26 protein-coding genes are annotated in these 25,242 nt (G+C 72.6%); 20 read left to right on the top strand and 6 right to left on the bottom strand.

The annotated features are described in order from the left end of the window. The first annotated feature begins 41 nt into the window (after positions 1-41). From BLV02_RS18820 to BLV02_RS36585, 5 genes are all read left to right on the top strand, one after another. Positions 42-449: a DUF3806 domain-containing protein gene (locus BLV02_RS18820; RefSeq protein WP_069114904.1), complete on the top strand. Its 408-nt coding sequence runs from the start codon at positions 42-44 to the stop codon at positions 447-449. Then, positions 446-847, top strand: a complete 402-nt coding sequence (locus tag BLV02_RS18815; RefSeq protein WP_069114903.1) for a cytidine deaminase family protein — start codon at positions 446-448, stop codon at positions 845-847. The genes BLV02_RS18820 and BLV02_RS18815 overlap by 4 nt, the downstream gene beginning before the upstream one ends. Before the next feature lie 217 nt (positions 848-1,064). Then, positions 1,065-1,367, top strand: coding sequence for a DUF4229 domain-containing protein (locus tag BLV02_RS18810; protein ID WP_069114902.1), 303 nt, complete (start codon positions 1,065-1,067; stop codon positions 1,365-1,367). A 63-nt stretch (positions 1,368-1,430) separates the two neighbouring features. After that, the gene (locus tag BLV02_RS18805; protein WP_069114901.1) at positions 1,431-1,661 is read left to right on the top strand and encodes a hypothetical protein; all 231 of its coding nucleotides are present in this window, start codon (positions 1,431-1,433) and stop codon (positions 1,659-1,661) included. Positions 1,662-1,769: 108 nt separating this feature from the next. After that, on the top strand, positions 1,770-1,943 hold the full coding sequence (locus BLV02_RS36585; RefSeq protein WP_171906898.1) for a hypothetical protein: 174 nt from the start codon (positions 1,770-1,772) through the stop codon (positions 1,941-1,943). Positions 1,944-2,259: 316 nt separating this feature from the next. Here the strand turns inward: BLV02_RS36585 and BLV02_RS18800 are convergent, their stop codons facing one another. From BLV02_RS18800 to BLV02_RS18785, 4 genes are all read right to left on the bottom strand, one after another. After that, positions 2,260-3,135 (bottom strand): 1,4-dihydroxy-2-naphthoate polyprenyltransferase, encoded by an 876-nt coding sequence (locus BLV02_RS18800; RefSeq protein WP_069114900.1) that lies wholly within the window; start codon positions 3,133-3,135, stop codon positions 2,260-2,262. Next, on the bottom strand, positions 3,135-4,319 hold the full coding sequence (gene menE / locus BLV02_RS18795) for an o-succinylbenzoate--CoA ligase (RefSeq protein WP_069114899.1): 1,185 nt from the start codon (positions 4,317-4,319) through the stop codon (positions 3,135-3,137). Before menE ends, BLV02_RS18800 begins: the two co-directional genes overlap by 1 nt. 61 nt (positions 4,320-4,380) lie before the next feature. Continuing rightward, complete coding sequence (locus tag BLV02_RS18790) at positions 4,381-5,079, bottom strand: DUF3800 domain-containing protein (protein WP_069114946.1); 699 nt, start codon at positions 5,077-5,079, stop codon at positions 4,381-4,383. A gap of 301 nt (positions 5,080-5,380) precedes the next feature. After that, the gene (locus BLV02_RS18785) at positions 5,381-6,292 is read right to left on the bottom strand and encodes a 1,4-dihydroxy-2-naphthoyl-CoA synthase (RefSeq protein ID WP_069114945.1); all 912 of its coding nucleotides are present in this window, start codon (positions 6,290-6,292) and stop codon (positions 5,381-5,383) included. A gap of 107 nt (positions 6,293-6,399) precedes the next feature. On the opposite strand from BLV02_RS18785, the gene BLV02_RS18780 reads away from it, so the two are divergent. After that, the gene (locus BLV02_RS18780; protein WP_069114898.1) at positions 6,400-7,443 is read left to right on the top strand and encodes a hypothetical protein; all 1,044 of its coding nucleotides are present in this window, start codon (positions 6,400-6,402) and stop codon (positions 7,441-7,443) included. Between the two features lie 95 nt (positions 7,444-7,538). Beyond that, positions 7,539-8,690 (top strand): hypothetical protein, encoded by a 1,152-nt coding sequence (locus BLV02_RS18775; protein WP_069114897.1) that lies wholly within the window; start codon positions 7,539-7,541, stop codon positions 8,688-8,690. 5 nt (positions 8,691-8,695) lie between these two features. On the opposite strand, the gene BLV02_RS18770 is transcribed toward BLV02_RS18775, so the two are convergent. Beyond that, positions 8,696-9,964, bottom strand: coding sequence for an MFS transporter (locus BLV02_RS18770; protein WP_069114896.1), 1,269 nt, complete (start codon positions 9,962-9,964; stop codon positions 8,696-8,698). Positions 9,965-10,021: 57 nt separating this feature from the next. Here BLV02_RS18770 and BLV02_RS18765 point away from each other — a divergent pair, with 57 nt between their 5' ends. Continuing rightward, positions 10,022-10,591: a CGNR zinc finger domain-containing protein gene (locus BLV02_RS18765; RefSeq protein WP_069114944.1), complete on the top strand. Its 570-nt coding sequence runs from the start codon at positions 10,022-10,024 to the stop codon at positions 10,589-10,591. Further along, positions 10,588-12,246 (top strand): 2-succinyl-5-enolpyruvyl-6-hydroxy-3-cyclohexene-1-carboxylic-acid synthase, encoded by a 1,659-nt coding sequence (gene menD / locus BLV02_RS18760; RefSeq protein ID WP_074946522.1) that lies wholly within the window; start codon positions 10,588-10,590, stop codon positions 12,244-12,246. The genes BLV02_RS18765 and menD overlap by 4 nt, the downstream gene beginning before the upstream one ends. Positions 12,247-12,363: 117 nt before the next feature. Here the strand turns inward: menD and BLV02_RS18755 are convergent, their stop codons facing one another. After that, on the bottom strand, positions 12,364-13,614 hold the full coding sequence (locus BLV02_RS18755) for an isochorismate synthase (RefSeq protein WP_069114895.1): 1,251 nt from the start codon (positions 13,612-13,614) through the stop codon (positions 12,364-12,366). 39 nt (positions 13,615-13,653) lie between these two features. Between BLV02_RS18755 and BLV02_RS18750 the strand changes: the two genes are divergently transcribed. The 11 genes from BLV02_RS18750 (at position 13,654) to BLV02_RS18700 (ending at position 25,237) form a co-directional block, all read left to right on the top strand. Beyond that, the gene (locus BLV02_RS18750) at positions 13,654-14,346 is read left to right on the top strand and encodes a demethylmenaquinone methyltransferase (protein WP_069114943.1); all 693 of its coding nucleotides are present in this window, start codon (positions 13,654-13,656) and stop codon (positions 14,344-14,346) included. Between the two features lie 4 nt (positions 14,347-14,350). After that, complete coding sequence (locus tag BLV02_RS18745; protein ID WP_069114894.1) at positions 14,351-15,169, top strand: DUF1707 SHOCT-like domain-containing protein; 819 nt, start codon at positions 14,351-14,353, stop codon at positions 15,167-15,169. Continuing rightward, entirely contained in the window at positions 15,166-16,044 is an 879-nt protein-coding gene (locus BLV02_RS35745; protein ID WP_069114893.1) for a DUF1707 SHOCT-like domain-containing protein, read from the top strand. The genes BLV02_RS18745 and BLV02_RS35745 overlap by 4 nt, the downstream gene beginning before the upstream one ends. Positions 16,045-16,215: 171 nt before the next feature. Further along, the gene (locus BLV02_RS18735) at positions 16,216-17,541 is read left to right on the top strand and encodes a geranylgeranyl reductase family protein (protein ID WP_069114892.1); all 1,326 of its coding nucleotides are present in this window, start codon (positions 16,216-16,218) and stop codon (positions 17,539-17,541) included. Positions 17,542-17,593: 52 nt separating this feature from the next. After that, on the top strand, positions 17,594-17,953 hold the full coding sequence (locus BLV02_RS18730; protein ID WP_069114891.1) for an NADH-quinone oxidoreductase subunit A: 360 nt from the start codon (positions 17,594-17,596) through the stop codon (positions 17,951-17,953). A gap of 8 nt (positions 17,954-17,961) precedes the next feature. Next, entirely contained in the window at positions 17,962-18,516 is a 555-nt protein-coding gene (locus BLV02_RS18725; RefSeq protein WP_069114890.1) for a NuoB/complex I 20 kDa subunit family protein, read from the top strand. A 50-nt stretch (positions 18,517-18,566) separates the two neighbouring features. After that, entirely contained in the window at positions 18,567-19,409 is an 843-nt protein-coding gene (locus BLV02_RS18720) for an NADH-quinone oxidoreductase subunit C (protein WP_083289215.1), read from the top strand. Then, positions 19,409-20,767, top strand: coding sequence for an NADH-quinone oxidoreductase subunit D (locus BLV02_RS18715; RefSeq protein WP_069114889.1), 1,359 nt, complete (start codon positions 19,409-19,411; stop codon positions 20,765-20,767). Before BLV02_RS18720 ends, BLV02_RS18715 begins: the two co-directional genes overlap by 1 nt. Next, the gene (gene nuoE / locus BLV02_RS18710) at positions 20,764-21,468 is read left to right on the top strand and encodes an NADH-quinone oxidoreductase subunit NuoE (RefSeq protein ID WP_074946520.1); all 705 of its coding nucleotides are present in this window, start codon (positions 20,764-20,766) and stop codon (positions 21,466-21,468) included. Before BLV02_RS18715 ends, nuoE begins: the two co-directional genes overlap by 4 nt. Then, positions 21,465-22,781 carry an NADH-quinone oxidoreductase subunit NuoF gene (gene nuoF, locus BLV02_RS18705; RefSeq protein WP_069114888.1) on the top strand — a complete coding sequence of 439 codons (1,317 nt, stop codon included), beginning with the start codon at positions 21,465-21,467 and terminating at the stop codon, positions 22,779-22,781. Before nuoE ends, nuoF begins: the two co-directional genes overlap by 4 nt. Then, entirely contained in the window at positions 22,781-25,237 is a 2,457-nt protein-coding gene (locus BLV02_RS18700; RefSeq protein WP_069114887.1) for an NADH-quinone oxidoreductase subunit G, read from the top strand. The genes nuoF and BLV02_RS18700 overlap by 1 nt, the downstream gene beginning before the upstream one ends. The last annotated feature ends 5 nt before the right edge of the window (positions 25,238-25,242 follow it).

The raw sequence follows: 25,242 nt of genomic DNA, 5'->3' as shown, positions 1-25,242 counted from the left end.
GGAGACGAGCCTCCGCTTTTCGCCATGGGTAGGCTGCCACGATGGTGGAGATCACCGACCTGAACGACGCGGAGCGGGCGTGGGTCAGCGAGAGCCTGACCGAGCTCGGCCGGTCCGACGGCGACATCGTCGCGCTGGGCGCGGCCTACGACGCGGCGTTGCGGGGCTGGACGTCGGTGTCGCCCGACGAGCGGCCCGACCCGAACGGCCTGATCAACCGGCTGGGCATCGGGTTCGGCGAGCACCTGCGCAGGCAGACCGGGCTGGCCTGGGTCGTCGCGGCCGACGAGCACGGCAGCGAGCTGGCGCTGCACGGGCAGCCCGGCGACGTCCTGCTGTATCCGGCGAACCTCGTGGCCAAGCGCTGGGTCGCCGGGCAGACCGGGGTGCTGCCCGAGCTCGCGGCCAGCCTGATCGAGCAGGTCACGCGCATCAAGGAGCAGGCGTGAACGACGACGAGCTGATCGCGTCGGCCGCCGGGCACCTCAACCCCCGCCACGTCGGCGACCGGCTGATCGGCGACGTCGCGTCGACGCTGGTGACCGATCGGGGCCACGCGTACCACGGCGTCTGCATCGACACCCCGTGCGGCACCGGGTTCTGCGCCGAGCACAGCGCCATCGCCGCCATGGTGACCGGCGGCGAGGAACGCATCGCCGCCATCGTCGCGGTGTGGCGCGACGACGACGGCGTGCTGTACGTGGTGCCGCCGTGCGGGCGGTGCCGCGAGTTCGTCCGTCAGCTGCACCCGGACAACCTCGACACCCGGGTCGTGCTGGGACGGGACCGCGCGGCGCCGCTGCGCGAGCTGCTGCCGGCACACGAGTGGCCCGCACCGCTGGACTGAGGCTGAGACAGCGGTTGACGCTCGAACACCTGTTCGATAGTGTCAACCCATGGTCCTTCCGAACACCACACCGGCGGCCGGCTACGGGCAGCGGCCGAGCCGCCCCTCCAGGCCACCACCCGCCCCGGGGTGATCGGCAGGGGCCGTCGCCCGGGCTTCCCCCGACCCACGGGCGGCGGCCCTGCCGATCTCCGGGCGGCGTAGAATCCGTCACGTCATGGCCGTTCTCCGTTACACCCTGTTGCGCGCGCTGGTGTTCGTCATCATCGCGGCGCTGCTCTGGCTCGTCGGCTTGCGCGGGCTGGTGCTCGTGGCCCTCGGGCTCGTCCTCTCCGGGCTGGTGAGCTTCTTCGTGCTGCGCAGCAGTCGCGACCAGGTGTCCATCGCCTGGGACCGGCGCCTGCGCACCGTCCGTGAGCGCACCGCCGCCGAAGACGCGTGGGACGACGAGCAGCGCGCTCACGTCGACGCGGACGCCGACGCCGACGCTGAAGGCCGCCCGCCGCGCGACACCCCGTAGCCCCGTCGTCGGCGAGGGCAGCCCGGGCGCGTGCGAACGCGTCCGGCTGGGTACGTGCGCGCCATGACCGACGATCGCCGCACGAAACCCGGCGCCACTCCTGGTGAGGACCCGCGCGACATCGACAGGGAACGCCTCGACGACGCCGCGCTCGACGAGATGGACGCCTATGAGGGCGTCGTGCATCCGCAGGACGCCACCGGCAAGCAGGGTCTCAGTGCCGATGCCAAGGGCCGTGACCTGCACGAACTCGACGACGCCACCGATGTTCCCGAGCTTCGGAACGAGAGCTGACCACATATCGAGAAAAAATCTTGACAGGGCGCGTCATGATCCGGTCGTCCCCCTGTCTTGTGGGTCAGACGGCACCGCGAGGTGCCGTCCTCACACAGGAGGTTCCTCATGATGACCGACGAATACGAGCGCGCTGCCGAAGACGCCAAGCAGGCCAAGCGGGGCCGGCACCGCGGCGAGAGCCAGTCGCTGCTGCAGGACCTGCGTCAGGCCATCCTGTCGCGCGTCCCCACTGAGGACCGCGGCTACACCGGCCCGCGCCGCGCTCGCCGGCACGCCTGAGGGTGCGCGCGGGAGCATCCACCCCGTTATCCGACCCGCGGACGGCCGCCGCCAGCGGTCCCGCCCGACCCCGACCCGGCCCGGCCCCGAGTGACATCAGCGAACCCGTCGGAGCTCGCCGAGTCGACACCGGCCCGGCCCCGAGTGACATCAGCGAACCCGTCGGAGCTCGCCGAGTCGACACCGGCCCGGCCCCGAGTGACATCAGCGAACCCGTCGGAGCTCGCCGAGTCGACACCGGCCCGGCCCCGAGTGACATCAGCGAACCCGTCGGAGCTCGCCAAGTCGACACCGGCCCGGCGCGTGGGCGAACCCCTCAGCCCACCGCCAGGCCGACGGTCAGCAGCACCGCGAAGGCCAGTTCGGTCATGCCGGTCCGCTTGAGCACCGGAATGAGGTCCCGGCCCGTCGCCCGCAGGACCACCGGCCGGGCGGTCACCACGGCCAGTGGGGCGCACAGCAGCGTGAGGGCGCCCCACGGCAGTCCGGTGACGGCCAGCGCCGCCACGATGAGGAACGGCGCCGTCATCAGCAGCACGTAGAGCATGCGGCTGCGCTGCTCGCCGAGCGTCACCGCCAGCGTCCGCTTGCCGCTCACCGTGTCGGTGCCGATGTCGCGGATGTTGTTGACCAGCAGCAGCGCGCACGCCAGGCAGCCGATCGCCACCGCCGACACCAGCGACGTCCACGTCAGCCGGTCGGCCTGCACGTACGTCGTCCCGGCGACGGCCACCAGCCCGAAGAACACGAACACCGAGATCTCGCCGAGCCCGCGGTAGCCGTACGGGTTGCGGCCGCCGGTGTAGTACCAGGCCGCCGCGATGGCGAGCGCGCCGACGGCGAACAGCCACCAGTGCCCCGACCACGCCACCAGAACGGCGCCGGTCACCCCGGCCGCGACGAAGCTCCACAGCGCCGCCGCCTTCACCGCCGCCGGCCGCGCCGCACCGGACCCGACCAGCCGGAACGGCCCCACCCGGTGCTCGTCGGTGCCGCGGATGCCGTCGGAGTAGTCGTTCGCGTAGTTGACGCCGATCTGCAGCGCCAGCGCGACCACCAGCGCCAGCAGCGCCTTGCCCAGGTGCGCCGCGTCGGCGGCCGCCGCCGCGCCCGTGCCCACCAGCACCGGGGCGACGGCGGCCGGCAGGGTCCGCGGGCGGGCGCCCTCGACCCACTGACCGAGCGTGGCCATCAGGCGTCCGCCAGTCCCAGCCGGGCCGCGAGCGCGCGGCGATCGGTCTTCCCGCCCGGCAGGGTGGGCAGCGCATCGAGCACGTGCAGCTCCTTGGGTGCGTAGGCGACGGGGTGTCGCTCGCGGACGTGGGCGCGGATGTCGTCGAGCGACGGGGGTCGAGCGGCGTCGGCGGGCACGACGGCAACGACGACCCGCTCGCCCCACTCGGTGTCGGGGACGGCGATGCTGAGCGCCTCGGCGACGTCGGGGTGCGACGCGACGGCGAGGTCGACGGCGCCCAGCGGGACGTTCTCGCCGCCCGACACCGCGACGTCGTCGGCCCGTCCTCGCACGGTGAGCCGTCCGTCGTCGTCGACCTCACCCAGGTCGGACGTGGTGAAAGCGCCGTCGGCGAACACGTGCGCGAGGTCGGGGCGCAGGCGGTAGCCGTGGGCCAGTATGGGGCCGGCCAGCCGGATGCGACCGCCGGCGGCCAGCTCGACCCGCACGCCGTCCAGCGGGACACCGTCGTAGACGCAGCCGCCGCAGGTCTCCGTCATGCCGTACGTGGTGACGACCTCGACGCCGGCCTTGCGGGCGCGGTCGAGCAGCGCGTCGTCGGCCGCGGCGCCGCCGACCAGCACGCCGTGGTAGCCCGTCAGCGCGGCCAGCGGCGCCCCGCCGACGTCGAGCAGCTGGCTGAGCTGGCGCGGCACCAGCGCGGTGTACCGGCGTCCGCCGCCGGCGAAGACCTGGACGCTGGCGGCGGCGAACAGCTCGGGGTCGAAGCCGCCGCTGAGGTCGGCCGCCACCGGCTCCGTCCCCGCGACGACCGACCGGGCCAGCACCATGAGCCCGGCGATGTGGGTGGCCGGCAGCGCGAGCAGCCAGCGGCCGGGCCCGCCGAGCCGCTCCAGCGTCGCCTCGGCCGACGCCCGGACGGCGGTGGCGCTCAGCAGCGCACCCTTCGGCCGCCCCGTCGACCCCGACGTCGGCACGATGAACGCGACGTCCGGCTCCAGCGCGCGGTGTGGCGCGAACTCCGCGACCAGCTCGTCGCGCACCGCCGCCGGCGACGACGGCAGCGGCAACAGCGCATCGCCCCCGGCCATCGCCCCCGCGACGGCGGGCAGCAGCCGCGGCACCACGGCGGGCCGCAGCGGCACCTCGACGGTGATGAGGGAGCGGGTGGGCTTCTGCATCGCCCCACCACCCTAGATGTCGCCCCGCCGGTCCCAGTCGATGGCTCGGGTCGTCCGCCGGTCAATCTCCGAACTTCATGCGGTCCATCGTCTTGAAGTAACCCTTCTTCAGGGCGCGCTCGGCGCTGTCCTTCGAGGTGGAGAAGAAGTCTCTCTCGGAGCTGGACAGACCGTCCGCCTCGATCTTCTTGCGCAGCAGCGCCAGGGTGCAGCAGAGGTCAGCAGCCTGGAACAGGCTGTAGTCCGATGGGATGACCTTCCGAACCTCGACGTTCGTCAGGTGGGCGTTGAAGACGCTGTTGACGAGGTTCGTGATCTCTTTCTGCCCGTTGTCGTAGTAGATGACGACCCGATCCCATGAGCCGAAGTACTGGTGGTTCGCGCGGATCAATGCGCCGAGCTCGCGCGACATCGCGCTCACGAGTTGGTCGGTGTCGCCGTGGTCCCGTTTGCTGAACACCTGGGAGTGCTGGGTCACGTCGCATGTGCGGACGAAGTCGACCAAGACGCGAAAGATGGATCGACGAGCCGGCAGGTCCAGCCAGCGATAGTCGTGTTCCCGACGGATGAGTGGTGCCGTGTGAATCGCATGGTCCGCTGACAGTCCGCGCACCAGGAGTGCTTGGTGGATCTTGTCGAGGTGACGGGTGATGTCGTCACTCTGGTCGTGGAAGACGAGGCTCAAAATGTAGAACGGCGAGTGCCTCTGCAGGGGGCCGAAGTCGCCGGACTCGTCGATGAAGATGCTGAGCTCCCGCACCAGCACTCCCAGAAACACAATTAGGCGGGGGATATCCCCGCCTAAAGGGTGGACCAGGGCCTCCCGGCCAGCCCAGCACTGCAAGACTAGCACAGCACCCAGCACGTAGTTGGCCCAGTGGTGACCATCGGAACCCTCTGGGCGGCGTGGCCGTGGCTAGCCATTCCGATGGTCACCACTGGGCCAAGCTCCCACGCCGAAGACGCCACGGCGAGTCCTGGACGCGTGTGGCCCATTTCGCGGGCCGCAGACCTGGTTGGCCGACACTCGGCAGCCTCTGAACGGCGGAAACGACTACGGCTTAGAAGTACCAGGGGAACGGCGACCAGTCGGGGTCGCGCTTCTCCAGGAACGCGTCGCGGCCCTCGACGGCCTCGTCGGTCATGTAGGCGAGCCGCGTCGCCTCGCCGGCGAAGACCTGCTGGCCGACCATGCCGTCGTCGACGGCGTTGAAGGCGAACTTGAGCATGCGCTGCGCCGTCGGGCTCTTGGCGTTGATCTTCGCCGCCCACTCCAGGGCCACGTCCTCCAGCGAGGCGTGCGGCACGACCGCGTTGACCATGCCCATGCGGTGGGCGTCCTCGGCCGAGTACTCGTCGCCGAGGAAGAAGATCTCGCGGGCGAACTTCTGGCCGACCTGACGGGCGAGGTAGGCCGACCCGTAGCCGCCGTCGAAGGAACCGACGTCGGCGTCGGTCTGCTTGAACCGGGCGTGCTCGGCGCTGGCCAGGGTGAGGTCGCTGACGACGTGCAGGCTGTGGCCGCCGCCGGCCGCCCAGCCGGGCACGACCGCGATGACCACCTTCGGCATGAACCGGATCAGCCGCTGCACCTCGAGGATGTGCAGCCGCCCCGCCCGTGCGGCGTCGACGGTCTCGGCGGTCTCGCCGCTGGCGTACTGGTAGCCGGACCGGCCGCGGATGCGCTGGTCGCCGCCGGAGCAGAAGGCCCAGCCGCCGTCCTTCGGCGAAGGGCCGTTGCCGGTCAGCAGCACGCACCCGACGTCGGGGGTCATACGGGCGTGGTCGAGCGCGCGGAACAGCTCGTCGACGGTGTGCGGGCGGAACGCGTTGCGCACCTCGGGCCGGTCGAACGCGACGCGGACGGTGCCGCGGTCGCGCCCGTCCTCGACCTGGCGGTGGTACGTGATGTCGGTGAACTCGAATCCCTCGACGGTGCGCCAGCGGGACGGGTCGAACGGTGCGGTCGTCACCGTGATCACGCTAGCCGGTGCATGAGTCCGAGCACTCCGATAGGGTCCCGCTCGGATGCCGACCAGGGTCGCCGACCCGGCGCGCCGCACAGTGTTCGGGGGGACGTATGCGGTGGGTTCCTGCAGCCCTGCTGGTCGTGCTGGCGGCGACGGCCTGCGGCGGCGGCGCCGACCCCGCGGCGGTCGCGGGCACGCCGACGCCCACCATCGACATCGCGGGGTCGAGGGACAGCTTCGTCCCGCCGCCCGTCGTCCGCAGCCCGGGCACCGGCGTGCTGTTCGACTGGGTGACGTTCGACGACGCGAAGGGCTACACGAGCACCGCCCTGCCCGAAGGCGCGACACCGTTCGAGAACGCCCTTCCCGGCCAGGACGGCACGACCACGTCGCGCGGCCACGTGTTCGAACACGCCGCCGGCGTCATCGGCTACGAGCTGATCGACGCCTACGCCGACGGTGACGACTTCGCCAAGCTGGCCGCCCTGCTGGCCAGCAGCGTCGAGGGCAGCGTGGTGTCGATCGAGCCGGCCGAGGTCACTCAGGCGCTGGCCGCCGACGGCGAGATCGTGCACGGCGACGACGAGGTCATGCTGTTCCGCATTGTCGTGGTGAACGAGGCCGGCGACGTCTGGGCCGGTTTCGTCGGCGGGCCCGAGGACGACCGCGAGCGGCTGGAGTCCGAGTTCGCCCGGCTCACCCTCTCGCTGGACGTCCGCTCGGCCGTCGACTGGGTGTACCTCACCGACGAACCCAGCGGCATCGTCGCGCCGTTCCGGTCCGAGGTCGAGCCGCGGTCGTGGTACCTGGCCGACGCCGGCGGCGCGGCCACGTCGGCCCGCGTGTACAACGACTGGAACACGTCCTCGGGGGTGATCGTCGTCGACGCCGCGCCCGGCGGGTTCGGCCCCGAGGACGCGCTGGCCCTGCGGGCCGAGGAGCTCGGCGGGACGGTCGAGAGCTCCGAGCCGAGCGACATCGCGGGGCACGCCGGCGTCGAGGCGGTGATCGACGACCAGGGCTGGCAGTGGGTCCACCGCGTGGTCGCCCTGGACGACCACGTGCTCGTGGTCTACGCCGGCAACCTCGCCGAGCGGGTGGGCTACGCCCGGAACCTCGTCGCGATGGTGAGCGAAGCGGTGACGATCCCCTGAGAACGAGGGAACGAACGGCCCGATTCGGTCGTCTCAGGGGTGTGGGAGGAACGGGTCGGGGCCGACATGCGCCCGTGATCATGGAAAATAGAGGCATGAAGTACCGCGTGCTCGCCGTCACCGGCGTCCTGGCCCTCGTCGTGGCGGCGGTGTTCGCCATCCTCGGCGCCACCAACGACGACGATTCGGTGGCCGGCGGGAGCGGCCCCGAGGCGAGCATCGTCCAGGCGGCGGCATCGCCGGCGCCCGAGCAGGTGGCGGGCGCCATCGCCGCCGAGGCGCCGGCCGCGGCCGACGATCTCCCACTGGTCCTGACCGCCCCCGCCGAGGCCCGTCCCGGCGCGTCGGTCGCGTTCAGCGTCAGCTGGATCACGCCGTCCGGCGAGGCCATCAGCGGCGAGGTCGACCTCCAGCGCATCGAGGGCAACTCCTGGACCACCGTCACCACGGTCCCGGTCGAGAACGGCGCCGGCGAGGTCGAGGTGCAGGTGCAGTCGTCGAGCATCTACCGGCTCGCGTACGGCGGCGGCCCCGAGGTCGAGGCGGTCGAGTCGCACGAGGTCGTCATCACCGCCGGCGCGCCGCTGGTGTCGCGCATCACCGCCACCGCCGAGAAGTCCGACGACGGCGTGGGCGTCACCGCCGCGTGGACCACCGAGGGCGGCGTCCCGATCCTCGGCGAGATCGGGCTCGAGCAGCAGTCCGACGGCGCGGAGTGGGCGCCGGTGTCCGCCGTCGCCACGACGGCCGAGGGCACGGCGGTCGCCGAGGCCACCGCCGAGCACACCGCCCGGTTCCGGTTCAGCTACCCCGGCGGCAGCCGGTTCGGCGCCGTCGTCAGCGAAGAGGCGCTCGCCATCGGCGACGACGTCCGCACCATCCCGGTCGAGACCTGCGACGACGACGTCGACATCGACAACCTCGGCAACGGCGTGGGCTGCCACTACACGCCGGTCGAGTCGGGCACGTTCGTCGTGGCCCACGACTACCTCGGCAACTCGTGGTGGAACTCCATCCCCGAAGGCACCGTGGTCCAGATGGAGGGTGAGTTCACCGGGCTGTACGAGGTGGTCGACCGCGTCATCGCGCAGGGCCGCGGCTCGGCGCTCGGCTCGGCGTCGAACTGGACCTGCGGCGACGACTGCGACATCATCCTGCAGACCTGTCAGGGCAGCAACACCGGTTTCACCTGGCTGCGCAAGCTGCCCGAGGGTGAGACGCCGCCGGCCGGCCAGCCGCAGACCTGACGCCGTCAGCTCGCGCGCGAGAGCCGGGTGGCCTCGTCGATCGAGGCCAGCCGGCGCACCGGTGAGAACGCCACCCACAGCGTCGCGAGCACCATGCCGCAGGCGCCGGTGACCATCGCCGTGCGCCCGTCGGTGAGCCCGGCCAGCAGCCCGCCCAGCGACGCGCCGACCGGGATGGCGCCCCACGAGATCAGCCGGTACGCGGCGTTGACCCGGCCGCGCAGCCGCTCCGGCAGCGCCGCCTGCCGCAGCGTCACCGCGTGCACGTTGGCGATCCCGATGCCGACGCCCATCACCACGAACACCGCGCAGAACAGGCTCATGGTCTCGACGGCGTCCGTGCCGGCCAGTGCGACCAGCACCGGCGCGGTGTTGCCGAGGAGCAGCGTGATCAGCAGCACCCGGCCGTAGCCGAACCGTCCCGTCACGCGCGCGCCGAACCAGGCGCCGAGGAAGGAGCCGACGCCGCCGGCGGTGAACACGATGCCGAGCTGCACCGGGCTGAGCCCGGCCTCGCGCACCGTGAAGAGCATCAGCCCGAGGATGAACACCTCGTTGAACAGGTTGAACGTGGTGGCCTCGCCGAGCAGCGCCCGGATGAACCGGTTGCGCAACGCCTCGCGCAGCCCGGCGGTCACCTCCGCCCACGACGGCCGCGCGGACGCCGCCGGGCGGGCGGTCTCGACGACGGCGATGCCGCGCAGGCTGAGCGCCGACACCAGGTACGCGACGGCGTTGACCAGCATCGCGACCGGTGCGGAGGCCGCCTGGACGAGCAGGCCGCCGAAGCCGCGGGCGCCGATCTCGTTCGCCGACTGCGCCGCCGCCAGCTTCCCGTTCGCGTCGACCAGCTGGTGCGGCGTCACGACCTCGGGCACGAACGCGAAGTCCGCGACCTGGTACAGCACCGTCAGGACGCCGGCCAGGAACATGACGACGTACAGCAGCTCGATCCCGGCGACCCCCGCCCACACGGCCAGCGGGATGACCAGGATCAGGCCGAACCGGCCGACATCGGCGCCGATCATGAGCGGGAGCCGGCGTCGCCGGTCGACCAGCAGTCCCAGCGGCAGGGTGGCCAGCAGGAACGGCAGGAACTGGGCGGTCCGCAACGCGCCCAGCTCGCCCGGCGTGGCGGCCAGCACGCCGATCGCCAGCAGCGGCACGGCCAGTTCGGCGACCTCGGACCCGAACGTCGACACCGCCGAGCCGGTCCAGAGCCGGCGGAAGTCGCGGCTGTCCCAGGCGCGCCGGCTCTCCGTAACCGTTGTCATGAGTTCAGAGGTTAGGGAATAACCAATGACGACCGCAAGAGGGTTATGCTCGGTGGCATGTCCGGAGCCAGCACGCCGGCGCCCGGCCGGCTCGAGACCGTCCGGCGCTTCGTCAACACGCTCGACGTCGAGACCGGGTCCGACGCGCTGACCTCACCGGGCGCCCTCGTCGCGTGGCTCGGCGCCGCGGACCTGCTGTCCGGCGACACCGGCGACGCGCCCGGCCGCGACGACCTCGCCCGCGCGGTCGCCGTCCGCGAGGCGCTGCGGCAGACCCTGGCCGCCAACCACGGCGGCGACCCCATCCCGGCCGCCGCGCTCGCCGTCCTCAACGACGCCGCCGGACGCGCCCGGCTGACCGCGACCCTCACCGCCCGCGACGGCTGGCGCCCCCGCCCGGCCGCCGACGGGGTCGACGGCGCGCTCGGCGGGCTGCTCGCGCTGGTCGGCGACGCGATGGCGGACGGCACGTGGGCGCGGCTCAAGGTGTGCGTCAACGACACCTGCCAGTGGGCGTTCTACGACGAGTCGCGGGCGCGGTCGGGTAAGTGGTGCTCCATGCAGGTCTGCGGCAACCGGGCCAAGCAGCGGGCGTGGCGCGGCCGCAGGGCAGAATCGACACCGTGAACCCCTCGACGTGGGCGGCCCGCACGCTGGTCACCGAGCTGGTCCGGGCCGGCGTCCGGCACGTCGTGCTGGCGCCCGGCTCGCGGTCGGCGCCGCTGGCCCATGCCCTGGCGACGGCGTCCGCGCGCGGCGACCTGCGGCTGCACGTCCGCGTCGACGAGCGGGCCGCGGCGTTCACGGCGCTCGGGCTGGCCCGGGTGGCTGGGCCGGTCGCCGTGGTGACGACGTCGGGGACGGCGGCGGCGAACCTGCACCCGGCCGTCCTGGAGGCCTCGCACGCCGGGGTGCCGCTGCTGCTGCTGACGGCCGACCGGCCGCACGAGCTGCGGGGGACCGGCGCGAACCAGACCACCGACCAGGTGCGGCTGTTCGGGTCCGCCGTCCGGTTCTTCGCCGACGTGCCCGCGCCGTACGGACGGCCTGGTGAGGACGGCGACCTGCGGGCGCTGCTGGCCCGCGCCCTCGCGGCGGCCGTGGGGACCCGCTCGGGCGACCCCGGCCCCGTCCACCTCGACCTCGCCTACCGCGAGCCGCTGGTGCCCGACGCCGACTCCGGGTGGCCGGTGTCGTCCGACGGCGCGCTGGGCGTCGCGGCCGGTGCCGGGCCCGCCGAGCCGGTGCTGCTGGACGACGGCCCGCGCACGGTGGTCGTGGCGGGTGACGGCGCCGGGTCCGCCGCGCTGGCGTACGCCGAGGCGGCCGGCGTCCCGCTGCTGGCCGAGCCGTCGTCGGGCGCGCGGTCCGGCCCGCACGCCGTCGGGCCGTACCGCCTGCTGCTCGACCGGCCCGAGCTCGGCGGCCGGGTCGAGCGGGTGGTCGTGTTCGGGCGCGCGACGCTGTCGCGGCCGGTCAGCGCGCTGCTGGCGGGCGACCGCGCCGAGGTGGTCGTCGTGGCCGGGTCCGCGCCGGACTGGTTCGACGCCGGACGGCGGGCGGCGCGGGTGCTGCCGGCCGTCGCCGCCGCACCGGGTTCCGGCGACGACGAGTGGCTGGCGTCCTGGCAGCGCGCCGGGAAGGTCGCCCAGGACGCCGTCGACGCCGTGCTCGCGGCCGGGCCGCTCACCGGGCCCGCGGTGGCCGCGCTGGTGTGGGCGGCGCGCCGGCCGGGCGAGGCGCTGGTGGCCGGCTCGTCCAACCCGATCCGCGACCTCGACCTCGCCGCGGCGCCCCTGCTCGACGACGACGCCGGCCCGGTGCTGGCCAACCGCGGCCTGGCCGGCATCGACGGCACCCTCTCGACCGCGACCGGGGTCGCGCTGGGGACGGGCGCTCCCGTCCGCGCCCTCGTCGGCGACCTCACCTTCCTGCACGATGCCGGCGGCCTGCTGGTCGGCCCGCTGGAGGACCACCCCGACCTGCAGATCGTCGTCGTCAACGACGACGGCGGCGGCATCTTCGCGCTGCTCGAACACGGCGACCCCGTGCACGCCGACCGCTTCGAGCGGGTCTTCGGCACCCCGCACGGCGCCGACCTCGCAGCGCTGTGCGCGGGCTACGGAGTGCCGCACCGCCGGCTGACGGACGCGGCGGCGCTGGCCTCCGCGCTGGCCGAGCCGGTGAGGGGACGCAGCGTGCTGGAGCTGCCGGTCGCCCGGGCCGCGCTGCGCGACCTGCATGCCCGCGTCCGCGCCGCCGTCGACGCCGCCCTCGCCTGACGCCGTCCCGGCCGGCCGGGACGGGGTGTTCGCCTCGGCCGGGTGACTTGAGCGTCAACAGTTGGCGCTCAAGTCACCCCCGCGAAACACACTCCCCGGGGGAGGCCTCCCGAGGGGTCAGGAGGAGAGCGCGTCGCGCATGGGGACGAGCTTGGCGACGCTCTCGGCGAGCTCCGCGGCCGGGTCGGAACCGGCGACGATGCCGCAGCCGGCGAAGAGGCGCAGCCGGGAGTCGGAGACCTCGGCGGAGCGCAGCGCGATGCCCCACTCGCCGTCGCCGCGGGCGTCCATCCAGCCGACGGGGCCGGCGTAGCGGGCGCGGTCCAGCCCTTCGATCTCGCGGATGAGCTCCAGCGCGACCGCCGTGGGGGTGCCGCCGACGGCCGCGGACGGGTGCAGGGCGGCGGCCAGGGCGAGCGACGACGCGTCGGAGTCGGAGACGCCGGCGAGGTCCGTCGCCAGGTGCATGACGTTGGGCAGGTGCAGCACGAACGGCGACTCGGGCACGTTCATGCTGGAGCAGAACGGCGCCAGCGCGTCGGCGACGGAGCGCACGGCGTACTCGTGCTCCTCGAGGTCCTTGCTGGACCGCGCCAGCGAGGCCGCCAGCGCGAGGTCGTGCTCGTCGTCGCCGGTGCGGCGGATGGTGCCGGCGAGGACGCGGGACGTGACGAGGCCGCGCTCGCGCCGCACCAGCAGCTCGGGCGTCGCGCCGATCATGCCGTCGACACTGAACGTCCAGCAGTGCGGGTAGCCGTCCGAGAGCCGCTGCAACGGCCAGCGGATGTCGATGGGCGCCGGGCTCTCGGCGATGAGGTCGCGCGCGAGCACCACCTTCTCCAGGTCGCCGGCGACGATGCGGCGCACGGCCTCGGCGACGATGCCCTCCCACTCGGTGCCCGACCGCGAGCCGTCGGCGTAGGTGACGTCGACCGGCCGCCGCGCGGGCGAGACCGCCGGCAGCGCCGCACCGCCGGGCAGGTTGCCGGTGACGTCGATGGTGGTGACCCACCAGCGCCCGGACCGGTGCCCGACGACGGTGTCCGGGAGGACCAGCGAGGACGAGCCGGGGACGTCGTCGAAGGCGAACGAGCCGAACGCGACCGGGCCGGTGCCGGGCAGCCGCACCTCGTCGCGGACGACGGCGGTGCCGACCATGCGCCGCCACCAGCGGTCGGCCGCGACGAACCGGTTGGCGCCGATGGTGTCGAACCGCGCCGCCTGGCCCCAGCCGACGACGCCCTCGCCCTGCCGGACCCAGGCCATCGGCGAGTCCTCGGGCAGCAGCTCCAGCAGCGGGCCCGGGTCCGGGACCTCGGTGGTGCGCACGACCATCGGCGCGGAGGCGGGCAGCGTCGTCACGACCATCAAGAGTACGGCCGCGCGGCCCCGGCTACAGTGACGGACGTGACCCGCGCCTCCCTGGACAAGCAGCCGCACGAGGTGGCGGCGATGTTCGACGACGTCGCCGAGAAGTACGACCGCACCAACGACGTGCTCTCCCTCGGCCAGGACCGCGCCTGGCGGCGGGCCGTCGTGGCGGCGCTCGGCGTCGGGCCGGGGGAGCGGGTGCTCGACCTCGCCGCCGGCACCGGCACCTCCAGCGAGCCGTTCCGGGCCCGCGGCGCGTTCGTCGTGCCCTGCGACTTCTCCCTCGGCATGCTCCGGGCCGGCCGGCAGAACTTCGCCGACCTCCCGTTCGTGGCCGGCGACGCCACCCGGCTGCCGTTCGCCGACGGCGTCTTCGACGCGGTCACCATCTCCTTCGGCCTGCGCAACGTGCACGACCCCATCGCCGGCCTGCGCGAGCTGCTGCGCGTCACCCGTCCCGGCGGCCGGGTCGTGGTGTGCGAGTTCAGCCACCCGACGTTCACGCCGTTCCGCAAGGTGTACGTCGAGTACCTCATGCGCGCGCTGCCGCCGGTCGCCCGACGGGTGTCCAGCAGCCCCGACGCGTACGTGTACCTGGCCGAGTCCATCCGCGCCTGGCCCGACCAGCCCGGGCTGGCCGCGTGGCTGCGCGAGGCGGGCTGGGCCGACGTGCGCTGGCGCAACCTCAGCGGTGGCATCGTCGCGCTGCACCACGCCGTGAAGCCCTGACGGGATGGCCCGGGGGCAGAACAGGCGGCCGGAGGACGACGACCGCCGGCGCTACACCGCGGTGCTCGACTCCGCCCGTGCCGACGGCCGCATCGACGATGCCGAGCTGTCCCGGCGCTCCTTCACCGTCCGCTACGCGCAGACGATGGGCGAGCTGGACGCCGTCGTCGGCGATCTGCCCGGCCCGGACCGGACGGCGGAGGGCCGGTCGCTGGTGACCGTGGCCGTGGCGGGCGTCGCGCTGCTGGCCGCCGTCGGCCTCGGCGTCGCGGCGGCGAGCTCCGGCGGCGACGACCCGCCGCCCGCCGACCCGCCGGCAGTGGCCGAGGCCGAGCCGCCGCCGGTCGAGGAGGTCGAGGCCGCACCGGTGGACCTGTTCTCCGCGGCCGAGCTGACCGCCCTGTGGGAGGCGCTGGACGCGCGGCAGGTCTCCGGCGTTCAGAGCATCTACCTGCACGACGACTGGGCCGACCTCGAGGTGCGGACGGCGCCGGGCGCGCCCACCTACGACGAGCTCGAGTACGACGGCGCGCTGAGCGAGCCCACGCCGGGCGGGCAGGTCAACGAGGAGAACCCGGACGACGTGTTCTTCGCCCTCGGCGACGTCGATCCCGCGGTCGTCGCGGCGTGCGCCGCCCAGGCCGCCGAGGTCGCCCAGCGGCCGGATCGCGCGGTCGAGCTGATCGTGATCAAGCGCGACGTGTTCTACGGCGACACCGTGACGATCAACGTGCACCTCGAGTCCGACGCGTACGGCGCCAGCGCGGTGCTCACCTGGAACGCGTCCGGCCAGCACCTGCTCGACGACGGGACCGGCACGTGAGCCGCCCGGACCGACGCTGGCGGCCGGCCGACGCCGACCGCGAGCGGTACGCCGCCGCCATCTCGCAGGCGTTCGCCGAGGGCCGCATCGACGCCACCGACATGGAGAGCAGGACGGCGCTGGTCTACGAGGCCACGTCGATCGCCGACCTCGACGCGCTGGTCGAGGACATGCCGGCGCCCGCTCCGGCGGCGCCGCGCGACCAGGCCGTGCCGGTGCGCGTGCCCCGGCGCAAGCTGGCCGGCGCGGCCGCGGCGGCGCTGTTCGGCGCGCTCGCCGTGGTGCTGATCCTCGGCGCCATCCTGCTGAGCTCCGTCGGTGACGACGCCCCGAGCGCTCCGGACCCGGCGCCGGCCGCCGAGGCGCCGCCGCCCGACGACGCCGTCGACGTGCCGCCGCCGGTCGAGGAGGAGGTCGAGCTGCCGCCCATCGCCACGGTGAAGCTCGGCCTGTTCACGGTCGAGGGACTGCAGCAGCTGTGGGCGGCCGCCGCCGGCACCGAGCCGAGCGACCTCACGATCCGGCCCGACCGGGCCTCGCTGACCGTGCGGGCGGACTCGGCGCACCGCGCCTTGGCAACGGTCGAGTACCAGGGTGGGCTGCTGCTGCCGCCGGATCCTTGGCGGGACCTGGGCGACTACGAGTCGGACGAGGAGGTGTTCTTCTCCTGGGCCGACGTGACGCCGGCGGCGGTGGTTGCTGCGATCGACGCCACGCCCGCCGCGGTCGGACTGCCCGATGTCACCGTCGGGTACGCGATCATCGATCACCAGTGGGATGGGCAGGTCACCATCAGGGTGTATCTGGAGGGTGACAACGGCATCGGCTACGTCCGCTGGGACGCCGCCGGGCAGCAGGTTCTGCAGACAACCTGACGGGGCTGAATTACGCAACGTTGTTGCTGCATAAATCCCCTGGTCAGAGCGGGTGACCCGGGGTGAGTGACACAACAGGGAACCCCTACACTTGGGTCCGAGTGTGCGCTCGTGAACGCATTCACGAGCGTGCCGCCAGCAACCGGACAGTGACACGCAAGAGGACCGTCGATGAGCCAGCGCACTGGTCGAACGCGACCGAGCGCCCCGACCCGCACCGCCGGCGAGGCCGACGTCATCGTCGTCGGCGCCGGGCCGGCGGGGGCGACCACGGCCTACCACCTGGCCCGGTCCGGGCTGAACGTCCTGCTTCTCGAGAAGGCGTCGTTCCCGCGCGACAAGGTCTGCGGCGACGGCCTGACGCCGCGCGCCGTCCGGCAGCTGGTCCGCATGGGCGTCGACACCAGCGCGCCGGGCTGGATCCGCAACCGCGGCCTGCGCATCATCGGCGGCGGCATGCGGCTGCACCTGCCGTGGCCCGAGCTGGCCAGCTACCCCGACTACGGCCTGGTCCGCACCCGCACCGACTTCGACGAGCTGCTGGCCCGGCACGCCGCGGCGGCCGGAGCGCGGCTGCACGAGCGCACCAACGTCATCGCGCCGGTGCTGGACGAGCGCACCGGGCGCATCGTGGGCGTCACCGCGAAGCCGCTGGACGAGCGCGGCCGAGCCGCCGGCGCGGCCGTCACGTACCGCGCGCCGCTGGTGGTCGCCGCCGACGGCACGTCGTCGCGGCTGTCCACCGCCATGGGCATCCACAAGCGCGACGACCGCCCGATGGCCGTCGCCGTCCGCACGTACTACAAGACGCCGCGCCACGACGACGACTGGATGGAGTCGTGGCTGGAGCTGTGGGCCGACAACCCGGCCGGCGGGCGCGACCTGCTGCCCGGCTACGGCTGGATCTTCGGCACCGGCAACGGCACCAGCAACGTCGGCCTCGGCATCACGAACACCTCGAAGGCGTTCGGGCGGGTCGACTACAAGGACATGCTGCGCCGCTGGGCCGCGCAGACGCCGCCGGAATGGGGCTTCACCGAGGAGAACCAGGTCGGTGACATCCGCAGCGCGGCGTTGCCGATGGGCTTCAACCGCCAGCCCCACTACAGTCGTGGGCTGCTCCTGGTCGGTGACGCCGGCGGCATGGTCAATCCCTTCAACGGCGAAGGCATCGACTACGCGATGGAGGCGGCCGGTCTCGCGGCCACCGTCGTCGCCGACGCGCTCTCCCGGGATGCCGCCGGGCGGGAGCGGGTGCTGCAGGGCTATCCTGCGGCGCTGAAGCACGAACACGGTGGCTACTTCACGCTCGGCCGCATCTTCGTCCGATTGATCGGTGACCCACGGATCATGAGAATCGCCCGGAACCACGGTCTGCCGCGACCCTGGCTGATGAAGTTCACGCTGAAGCTGCTCGCCAACCTGACCGACCACCGCGACGGTGACGTGTACGACCGCGTCATCAACGCGATGACCCGACTCGCCCCGGCGGCGTGAGGAGCACCATGCAGGACGTCTTGCTGAACTCAGTGCAGAGGAGTGGCCCGGCGTGAACGCCTACGCACCGATTCTCGGGCTCATCCTGCTCGCCGCTGTCTTCGCGGTGGGCTCGGTGGCCTTCTCCGTGGTGGCCGGCCCGAAGCGGTTCAACCGGGCGCGCCTGGAATCCTACGAGTGCGGCATCGAGCCGACCCCGCAACCGGTGGGCGGCGGCCGGTTCCCGGTCAAGTACTACCTGACCGCGATGACTTTCATCATCTTCGACATCGAGATCATCTTCCTGTACCCGTGGGCGGTCCGGTTCGACCACCTCGGGCTCTTCGGCTTCGTCGCGATGGTGACGTTCATCTTCCTGATCACCGTGCCGTTCATCTACGAGTGGCGGCGCGGCGGGCTCGACTGGGACTGAGGCAAATCATGGGTGTTGAAGAGAAGCTGCCGTCCGGTGTCCTGCTGGCCACCATGGAGAACCTGCTCGGGTACCTGCGCAAGGGCTCGGTCTGGCCGGCGACGTTCGGCCTGGCCTGCTGCGCCATCGAGATGATGGCGTTCGGCGGCCCCCGGCACGACTCCGCGCGCTTCGGCATGGAGGTGTTCCGCGCCTCGCCGCGGCAGGCCGACCTGATGATCGTCGCGGGCCGGGTGAGCCAGAAGATGGCGCCGGTGCTGCGGCAGATCTACGACCAGATGGCCAACCCGAAGTGGGTGCTGTCGATGGGCGTCTGCGCCTCGTCCGGCGGCATGTTCAACAACTACGCCATCGTCCAGGGCGTCGACCACGTCGTGCCCGTCGACGTCTACCTGCCGGGCTGCCCGCCGCGGCCGGAGATGCTGATCGACGCCATCCTCAAGCTGCACGACCAGATCCAGCACACCAAGCTGGGCGCGCACAAGGTCGCGGCCGACGCCGACGCCGAGCAGCTGGCGCTGCGGGCCGAGGCCACGCACGAGATGAAGGGCCTGCTCCGGTGAGCGACGAGAAGCGGACCGACGCCGCCGACAGCGCGGACGACGCGCAGGGCATGACCAGCGGAACGCAGCACCCCGACGACGTCGCGGAGGCCGCGCAGACCCGCTCCGAGTCCAGCCCGGCCGAGGACCAGAAGGCGGCCGAGGCGCCGGCCGAGGACGAGGCCGCCGCCGAGGAGCCCGAGGACGAGTCGCTCCCGGCCGAGCCGGAGGGCCCGGCGCTGCCGCCGGAGCACCCGTCCCGGCGCGGCATGTTCGGCGCCTACGGCGGCAGCGGCGACACCTCCGGCTACGGCCGGCTGGTGGTCCGCGACTCCAACCCGGTGCGCGGCGACTCGACCCCGCGGCCCTGGCCAGAGGAACTGGAGGCGCTCGGCGACGACGTCACCGCCGCCCTGGCCGAGGCCGGCAGCACCGACGCCGACGTGTTCGAGAAGGTGGTGGCCGACCGCGGCCAGATCACCTTCTTCGTCAAGCGCGAGAAGCTGGCCGACGTCGCCCGGACGTTCCGCGACGACCCCCTGCTCCGGTTCGAGATGTGCATGGGCGTCAACGGCGTGCACTACCCGGAGGAGACCGGCCGCGAGCTGCACGTCCACATCCAGCTGCTCTCGATCACGCACAACCGCCGGGTCAACCTCGAGGTCACCTGCCCCGAGACCGACCCGCACGTCCCGTCGATCGTCCACACGTACCCGTCGGCCAACTGGCACGAGCGCGAGACGTACGACTTCTTCGGGATCCTCTTCGACGGCCACCCGGCGCTGACCCGCATCCAGATGCCGGACGACTGGCCGGGGCACCCGCAGCGCAAGGACTACCCGCTGGGAGGCATCCCCGTGGAGTACAAGGGCGCGACCATCGCGCCGCCGGACGAGCGGAGGGCGTACAACTGATGAGCCAGCAGGACGTCACCTTCACACCGGCCGGCGACACCGACGACCCGTACGCGGGCGTCCGCGAGACCACCGAGGGCCCGGTCTACACCGTCACCGGCGAGGACTGGGCCGACGTGGTGGGCGCGGTCGCCGCGGGCGAAGAGCGCATCGTCGTCAACATGGGCCCGCAGCACCCGTCGACGCACGGTGTGCTCCGGCTCATCCTCGAGCTGGACGGCGAGACCGTCACCGAGGCCCGCTGCGGCATCGGCTACCTGCACACCGGCATCGAGAAGAACATGGAGTACCGGACGTGGACCCAGGGGGTCACGTTCGTGACCCGCATGGACTACCTGTCCCCGTTCTACAACGAGGCCGCGTACGTGCTGGGCGTCGAGAAGCTGCTCGGCATCACCGACGACATCCCCGACCGCGCCAACGTCATCCGCGTCATGATGATGGAGCTCAACCGCATCTCGTCGCACCTGGTCTGTCTCGCGACCGGCGGCATGGAGATGGGCGCGCTCACCGTCATGACGGCGGGGTTCCGCGAGCGTGAGCGCACTCTGGACCTGTTCGAACTGATCACCGGCCTGCGGATGAACAGCGCGTACATCCGCCCCGGCGGCGTCGCGCAGGACCTCCCGCCCGGCGCGGTCGAGAGCGTCCGCGAGTACCTGCGCTGGATGTGGAGCCACATCGGCGACTACGAGGCGCTCTGCAACGAGAACCCGATCTTCAAGGGCCGCACCGTCGGCGTCGGGTACCTCGACCTCGCCGGCTGCATGGCGCTGGGCATCACCGGCCCGGTGCTGCGCTCCACCGGCCTGCCCTGGGACCTGCGCAAGTCGCAGCCGTACTGCGGCTACGAGACGTACGACTTCGAGGTGGCCACCTGGGACACCTCCGACTCCTACGGGCGCTTCCGCATCCGCGTCGAGGAGATGAAGCAGTCGCTGAAGATCGTCGAGCAGTGCCTGGACCGGCTGGAGCCGGGCCCGGTCATGATCGGCGACAAGAAGATCGCGTGGCCGGCGCAGCTGGCCATCGGCAGCGACGGCATGGGCAACTCCCTCGACCACATCCGGCACATCATGGGTGAGTCGATGGAGGCGCTGATTCACCACTTCAAGCTGGTCACCGAGGGCTTCCGGGTCCCGGCCGGCGAGGTGTACATGCCGATCGAGAGCCCGCGCGGCGAGCTCGGCGCGCACGTGGTGTCCGACGGCGGCACGCGGCCGTGGCGCGTGCATTTCCGCGACCCGTCCTTCAACAACCTGCAGGCCGTACCGGCGATGTGCGAGGGTTCCATGGTGGCCGACGTCATCGTGTCCGTCGCGAGCATCGACCCGGTGATGGGTGGATGTGACCGATGACCGACGTGAACGACACACCGGCCACGGCCGGCCCGCTCGACGACACCGTCCGGGCGGAGATGGCCGAGATCATCGCGCGTTACCCGGAGCCGCGCTCGGCGCTGCTGCCGATGCTGCACCTCGTGCAGGCGCACCAGGGGTACGTCACCCCCGAGGGCATCGAGCTGTGCGCCGAGGTGCTCGACATCACCGAGGCCGAGGTGGCCGCGGTCGCCACGTTCTACACCATGTACAAGCGCCGCCCGGTCGGCGAGTACCACGTCGGCGTCTGCACGAACACGCTGTGCGCGGTCATGGGCGGCGACGCGATCTGGGACGACCTCTCCGAGTACCTCGGCGTCGGGCACGACGAGACCACCGATGACGGCAGGGTCTCGCTCGAGCGGGTCGAGTGCAACGCGGCCTGCGACTACGCGCCGGTGATGATGGTCAACTGGGAGTTCATGGACAACCAGACGCCGCAGTCCGCGCGCGAGCTGGTCGACCGGCTGCGGGCCGGCGAGGAGGTCCGCTCCACCCGCGGCCCGCGCATCTGCAGCTGGAAGCAGGCCGAGCGGGTGCTGGCCGGGTTCCCCGACGACCTCGCCACCGACGGCGTCGCCGCCGGCCCGGCCTCGGTCGTGGGGCTGGAACTGGCGCACGAGAACGGCTGGACGGCGCCCGAGGGCGGCCAGCGTGAGCTGGGAGGTAGCAGCAAGTGAGCCAGACGACTCTCACCCCGGTCCTCACCGCCCGCTGGGACCAGTCCGACGCCTTCACCCGCCGCAACTACGAGAAGGCCGGCGGCTACAAGGCGCTGCGCCGCGCGCTGCAGCGCAAGCCCGAGGACATCGTCGAGATCGTCAAGGACTCCGGTCTGCGCGGCCGCGGCGGCGCCGGGTTCCCGACCGGGATGAAGTGGAGCTTCATCCCGAAGGACTCGCCCAAGCCCACGTACCTCGTGGTGAACGCCGACGAGTCCGAGCCGGGCACCTGCAAGGACATCCCGCTGATGATGGCCGACCCGCACGTGCTGGTCGAGGGCGTCATCATCACGTCCTACGCCATCGGCGCCAAGCACGCGTTCATCTACGTGCGCGGCGAGGTGCTGCACGTGTTCCGCCGCGTGCTGAACGCCGTCGCCGAGGCGTACGAGGCCGGCTACCTGGGCCAGGACATCCTCGGCTCCGGTGTCGACCTCGACGTCGTCGTGCACGCCGGCGCCGGCGCGTACATCTGCGGCGAGGAGACCGCGCTGCTCGACTCGCTGGAGGGCCGGCGCGGCCAGCCGAGGCTCAAGCCGCCATTCCCGGCGGTGGCCGGCCTGTATGCGTCGCCGACCGTCATCAACAACGTCGAGACCATCGCGTCGGTGCCGTCGATCATCTCCGGCGGCGCCGAGTGGTTCCGCGGCATGGGCAGCGAGAAGTCGCCCGGCTACGGCATCTTCTCGCTGTCCGGGCACGTCACGAAGCCCGGCCAGTACGAGGCGCCGCTGGGCATCACGCTGCGCGAGCTGCTCGACATGGCCGGCGGCATCCGGGCCGGTCACGAGCTGAAGTTCTGGACGCCGGGCGGTTCGTCCACGCCGGTCCTCACCGCCGAGCACCTCGACATCCCGCTCGACTTCGAGGGCATGGCCGGCGCCGGCTCGCTGCTGGGCACCCGGGCGCTGCAGATCTTCGACGACACCACCTGTGTCGTGCGCGCCACCGAGCGGTGGATCGAGTTCTACAAGCACGAGTCCTGCGGCAAGTGCACGCCCTGCCGCGAGGGCTTCTGGTGGATGGTGCAGATCCTCGAACGCCTGGAGAAGGGCGACGGCACCGAGGCCGACCTGGACAAGCTGCTGGACATGAGCGATAACATCGCTGGCCGCTCGTTCTGCGCGCTCGCCGACGGCGGGGTGGCACCGGTGGTCTCGACCATCCAGCACTTCCGCGACGAGTACATCGCGCACTTCGAGCACGGCGGCTGCCCGTTCGACCCGGCCGCCTCGACGCTGTTCGCGCAGGAACTGGGGGCCAAGGCCTGATGACCGTGACGACCAACTCCACGTCCGACACCGTGGAGCCGCAGCCGAACCTGGTGACGGTCACCATCGACGGCTTCGAGGTGAGCGTGCCCGAGGGCACGCTGGTCATCCGCGCCGCCGAGCTCATCGGCATCCAGATCCCGCGGTTCTGCGACCACCCGCTGCTCGAGCCCGTCGGCGCCTGCCGCCAGTGCATGGTCGAGGTGCCCGACATGGGCAACGGCCGCGGCATGCCCAAGCCGCAGGCGTCCTGCACGCTCACCGTCGCTCCGGGCATGGTGATCAACACCCAGTTCTCCTCGCCGGTCGCCGACAAGGCGCAGCAGGGGATCATGGAGTTCCTGCTGATCAACCACCCGCTCGACTGCCCGGTCTGCGACAAGGGCGGCGAGTGCCCGCTGCAGAACCAGGCGATGAGCAACGGCCGCGGCGACTCCCGCTACGAGGGCAAGAAGCGGACCTACCCGAAGCCGATCAACATCTCCGCGCAGGTGCTGCTGGACCGCGAGCGCTGCGTGCTGTGCGCCCGCTGCACCCGGTTCTCCAAGGAGATCGCCGGCGACCCGTTCATCGAGCTGCTCGAACGCGGCTCGCTGCAGCAGGTCGGCATCTACGAGAAGGAGCCGTTCGAGAGCTACTTCTCCGGCAACACCATCCAGATCTGCCCGGTCGGCGCGCTGACGTCGGCGGCCTACCGGTTCCGGTCCCGGCCGTTCGACCTCGTGTCCGTCCCGTCCGTCGCCGAGCACGACGCGTGTGGCAGCGCGATCCGGGTCGACCACCGCCGCGGCGCGGTCATGCGCCGGCTGGCCGGTGACGACCCCGAGGTGAACGAGGAGTGGATCACCGACAAGGACCGCTTCGCGTTCCGCTGGCCCACGCTCGACGACCGCATCACGCACCCGCTGGTCCGCGACGAGGAGACCGGTGAGCTGGTCCCGGCGTCGTGGCCCGAGGCGCTGACGCTGGCGTCGCAGGGGCTGGCCCGCTCGCGCGACGCCGGCGGCGTCGGCGTCCTGACCGGCGGCCGGCTGACGCACGAGGACGCCTACGCGTACGCGAAGTTCGCCCGGGTCGCCCTCGACACCAACGACGTCGACTTCCGGTCGCGTCCGCACTCGGCCGAGGAGACCGGCTTCCTGGCCTCGATCGCCGGGTCCGGGCTGGGCGTCACCTTCACCGACGTCGAGAAGGCGCCGGCGGTGCTGCTGGTCGGGCTCGAGCCCGAGGAGGAGGCCGGCGCGCTGTTCCTGCGGCTGCGCAAGGCCAACCGGAAGAACGGCACGCAGGTGCACGCCATCGCGCCGTTCGCGACCCGCGGCCTGACGAAGACCGGCGGCACGCTGCTGCCGGCCGCGCCGGGCACCGAGCCGGAGATCCTCAACGCCGTCACGCTCGGCGACGACCGCGTCGCCTACCTGGGCGAGGCGCTGCGCGAGAAGGGCGCCGTCATCCTGGTCGGCTCCCGGCTGGCGACGATCCCGGGCGCGCTGTCCGCGGCCGCCCGCGTCGCCACCGTCACCGGCGCCCGCCTGGCGTGGGTGCCGCGACGGGCCGGCGAGCGCGGCGCGCTGGAGGCCGGCGCGCTGCCGACGCTGCTGCCCGGCGGCCGGCCGGTCGCCGACCCGGAGGCCCGGGTCGACGTCGCCGCCGCCTGGTCCGTCGACACGCTGCCGTCGCTGCCCGGCCGCGACACCACCGGCATCCTGTCCGCGCTGTCCAGCGGCGTGCTGGCCGGTGCGCTGGTGGCCGGCGTCGAGCTGGCCGACCTGCCCGACCCGGCCGCGGCGAAGCGGGCCATCGAGGCCGCCGGCTTCGTCGTCAGCCTCGAGGTGCGGCACAGCGAGGTCACCGAACTGGCCGACGTCGTTCTGCCGGTGGCGCCGCCGGTCGAGAAGGCCGGCACGTTCCTCAACTGGGAGGGCCGGGTCCGGCCGTTCCCCGCGGTGCTCGCGCAGACGCCGTCGCTCAGCGACGCCGCCGTGCTCGACGCACTCGCCGACGAGCTGGGCATCCGGCTCGGGCTGCGCGACGTCGACGACGTCCGCGCCGAGATCGCCGAGCTGGGCGTCTGGGACGGCGCCCGGCCCGAGTCCACCGACACCCCGCCCGCCGGCCCGCCGCGGCCCGGCGAGCGGGAGGCGGTGCTGGCCAGCTGGAAGCTGCTGCTCGACAGCGGCCGGCTGCAGGACGGCGAGCCGCACCTGGCGGCGACGGCGAAGAAGGCCGAGGCGCGCATCTCCGCCGGCACCGCCGCCGAGGTGGGCGTCGCCGACGGCGAGTGGCTCACCGTCCGCACCGGAACCGGCTCGGTCAGCGTGCCGGTGCGGGTGACGGACATGCCCGACCGCGTGGTCTGGCTGCCGGAGAACTCGAACGGTTCGACGCTGCACCAGTCGCTGGGCGCCGGCGCCGGTCAGGTCGTCAAGCTCGCGGGTGGAGGTACCGAGTCGTGATCGCG

This window comes from Jiangella alba, assembly GCF_900106035.1.
GTDB classification, from domain to species: Bacteria; Actinomycetota; Actinomycetes; order Jiangellales; family Jiangellaceae; genus Jiangella; species Jiangella alba.
The sequence above is the reverse complement of the archived record's forward strand: the minus strand, read 5'-3'. Positions and strand labels throughout refer to the sequence as shown.

What these genes read in the sequence shown, in the direction of transcription:
- BLV02_RS18735 (WP_069114892.1), top strand. Translation starts at nt 16,216, where the DNA reads ATGAGCCAGCGCACTGGTCGAACGCGACCGAGCGCCCCGACCCGCACC.
- BLV02_RS18755 (WP_069114895.1), bottom strand. Translation starts at nt 13,614, where the DNA reads ATGGTCGTGACGACGCTGCCCGCCTCCGCGCCGATGGTCGTGCGCACC.
- BLV02_RS18805 (WP_069114901.1), top strand. Translation starts at nt 1,431, where the DNA reads ATGACCGACGATCGCCGCACGAAACCCGGCGCCACTCCTGGTGAGGAC.
- BLV02_RS18700 (WP_069114887.1), top strand. Translation starts at nt 22,781, where the DNA reads ATGACCGTGACGACCAACTCCACGTCCGACACCGTGGAGCCGCAGCCG.
- BLV02_RS18745 (WP_069114894.1), top strand. Translation starts at nt 14,351, where the DNA reads ATGGCCCGGGGGCAGAACAGGCGGCCGGAGGACGACGACCGCCGGCGC.
- BLV02_RS18780 (WP_069114898.1), top strand. Translation starts at nt 6,400, where the DNA reads ATGCGGTGGGTTCCTGCAGCCCTGCTGGTCGTGCTGGCGGCGACGGCC.
- BLV02_RS18725 (WP_069114890.1), top strand. Translation starts at nt 17,962, where the DNA reads ATGGGTGTTGAAGAGAAGCTGCCGTCCGGTGTCCTGCTGGCCACCATG.
- BLV02_RS18775 (WP_069114897.1), top strand. Translation starts at nt 7,539, where the DNA reads ATGAAGTACCGCGTGCTCGCCGTCACCGGCGTCCTGGCCCTCGTCGTG.
- BLV02_RS18765 (WP_069114944.1), top strand. Translation starts at nt 10,022, where the DNA reads ATGTCCGGAGCCAGCACGCCGGCGCCCGGCCGGCTCGAGACCGTCCGG.
- BLV02_RS18720 (WP_083289215.1), top strand. Translation starts at nt 18,567, where the DNA reads ATGACCAGCGGAACGCAGCACCCCGACGACGTCGCGGAGGCCGCGCAG.
- BLV02_RS18770 (WP_069114896.1), bottom strand. Translation starts at nt 9,964, where the DNA reads ATGACAACGGTTACGGAGAGCCGGCGCGCCTGGGACAGCCGCGACTTC.
- BLV02_RS18715 (WP_069114889.1), top strand. Translation starts at nt 19,409, where the DNA reads ATGAGCCAGCAGGACGTCACCTTCACACCGGCCGGCGACACCGACGAC.
- BLV02_RS18820 (WP_069114904.1), top strand. Translation starts at nt 42, where the DNA reads ATGGTGGAGATCACCGACCTGAACGACGCGGAGCGGGCGTGGGTCAGC.
- nuoE (WP_074946520.1), top strand. Translation starts at nt 20,764, where the DNA reads ATGACCGACGTGAACGACACACCGGCCACGGCCGGCCCGCTCGACGAC.
- menE (WP_069114899.1), bottom strand. Translation starts at nt 4,319, where the DNA reads ATGCAGAAGCCCACCCGCTCCCTCATCACCGTCGAGGTGCCGCTGCGG.
- BLV02_RS18800 (WP_069114900.1), bottom strand. Translation starts at nt 3,135, where the DNA reads ATGGCCACGCTCGGTCAGTGGGTCGAGGGCGCCCGCCCGCGGACCCTG.
- BLV02_RS18810 (WP_069114902.1), top strand. Translation starts at nt 1,065, where the DNA reads ATGGCCGTTCTCCGTTACACCCTGTTGCGCGCGCTGGTGTTCGTCATC.
- BLV02_RS36585 (WP_171906898.1), top strand. Translation starts at nt 1,770, where the DNA reads ATGATGACCGACGAATACGAGCGCGCTGCCGAAGACGCCAAGCAGGCC.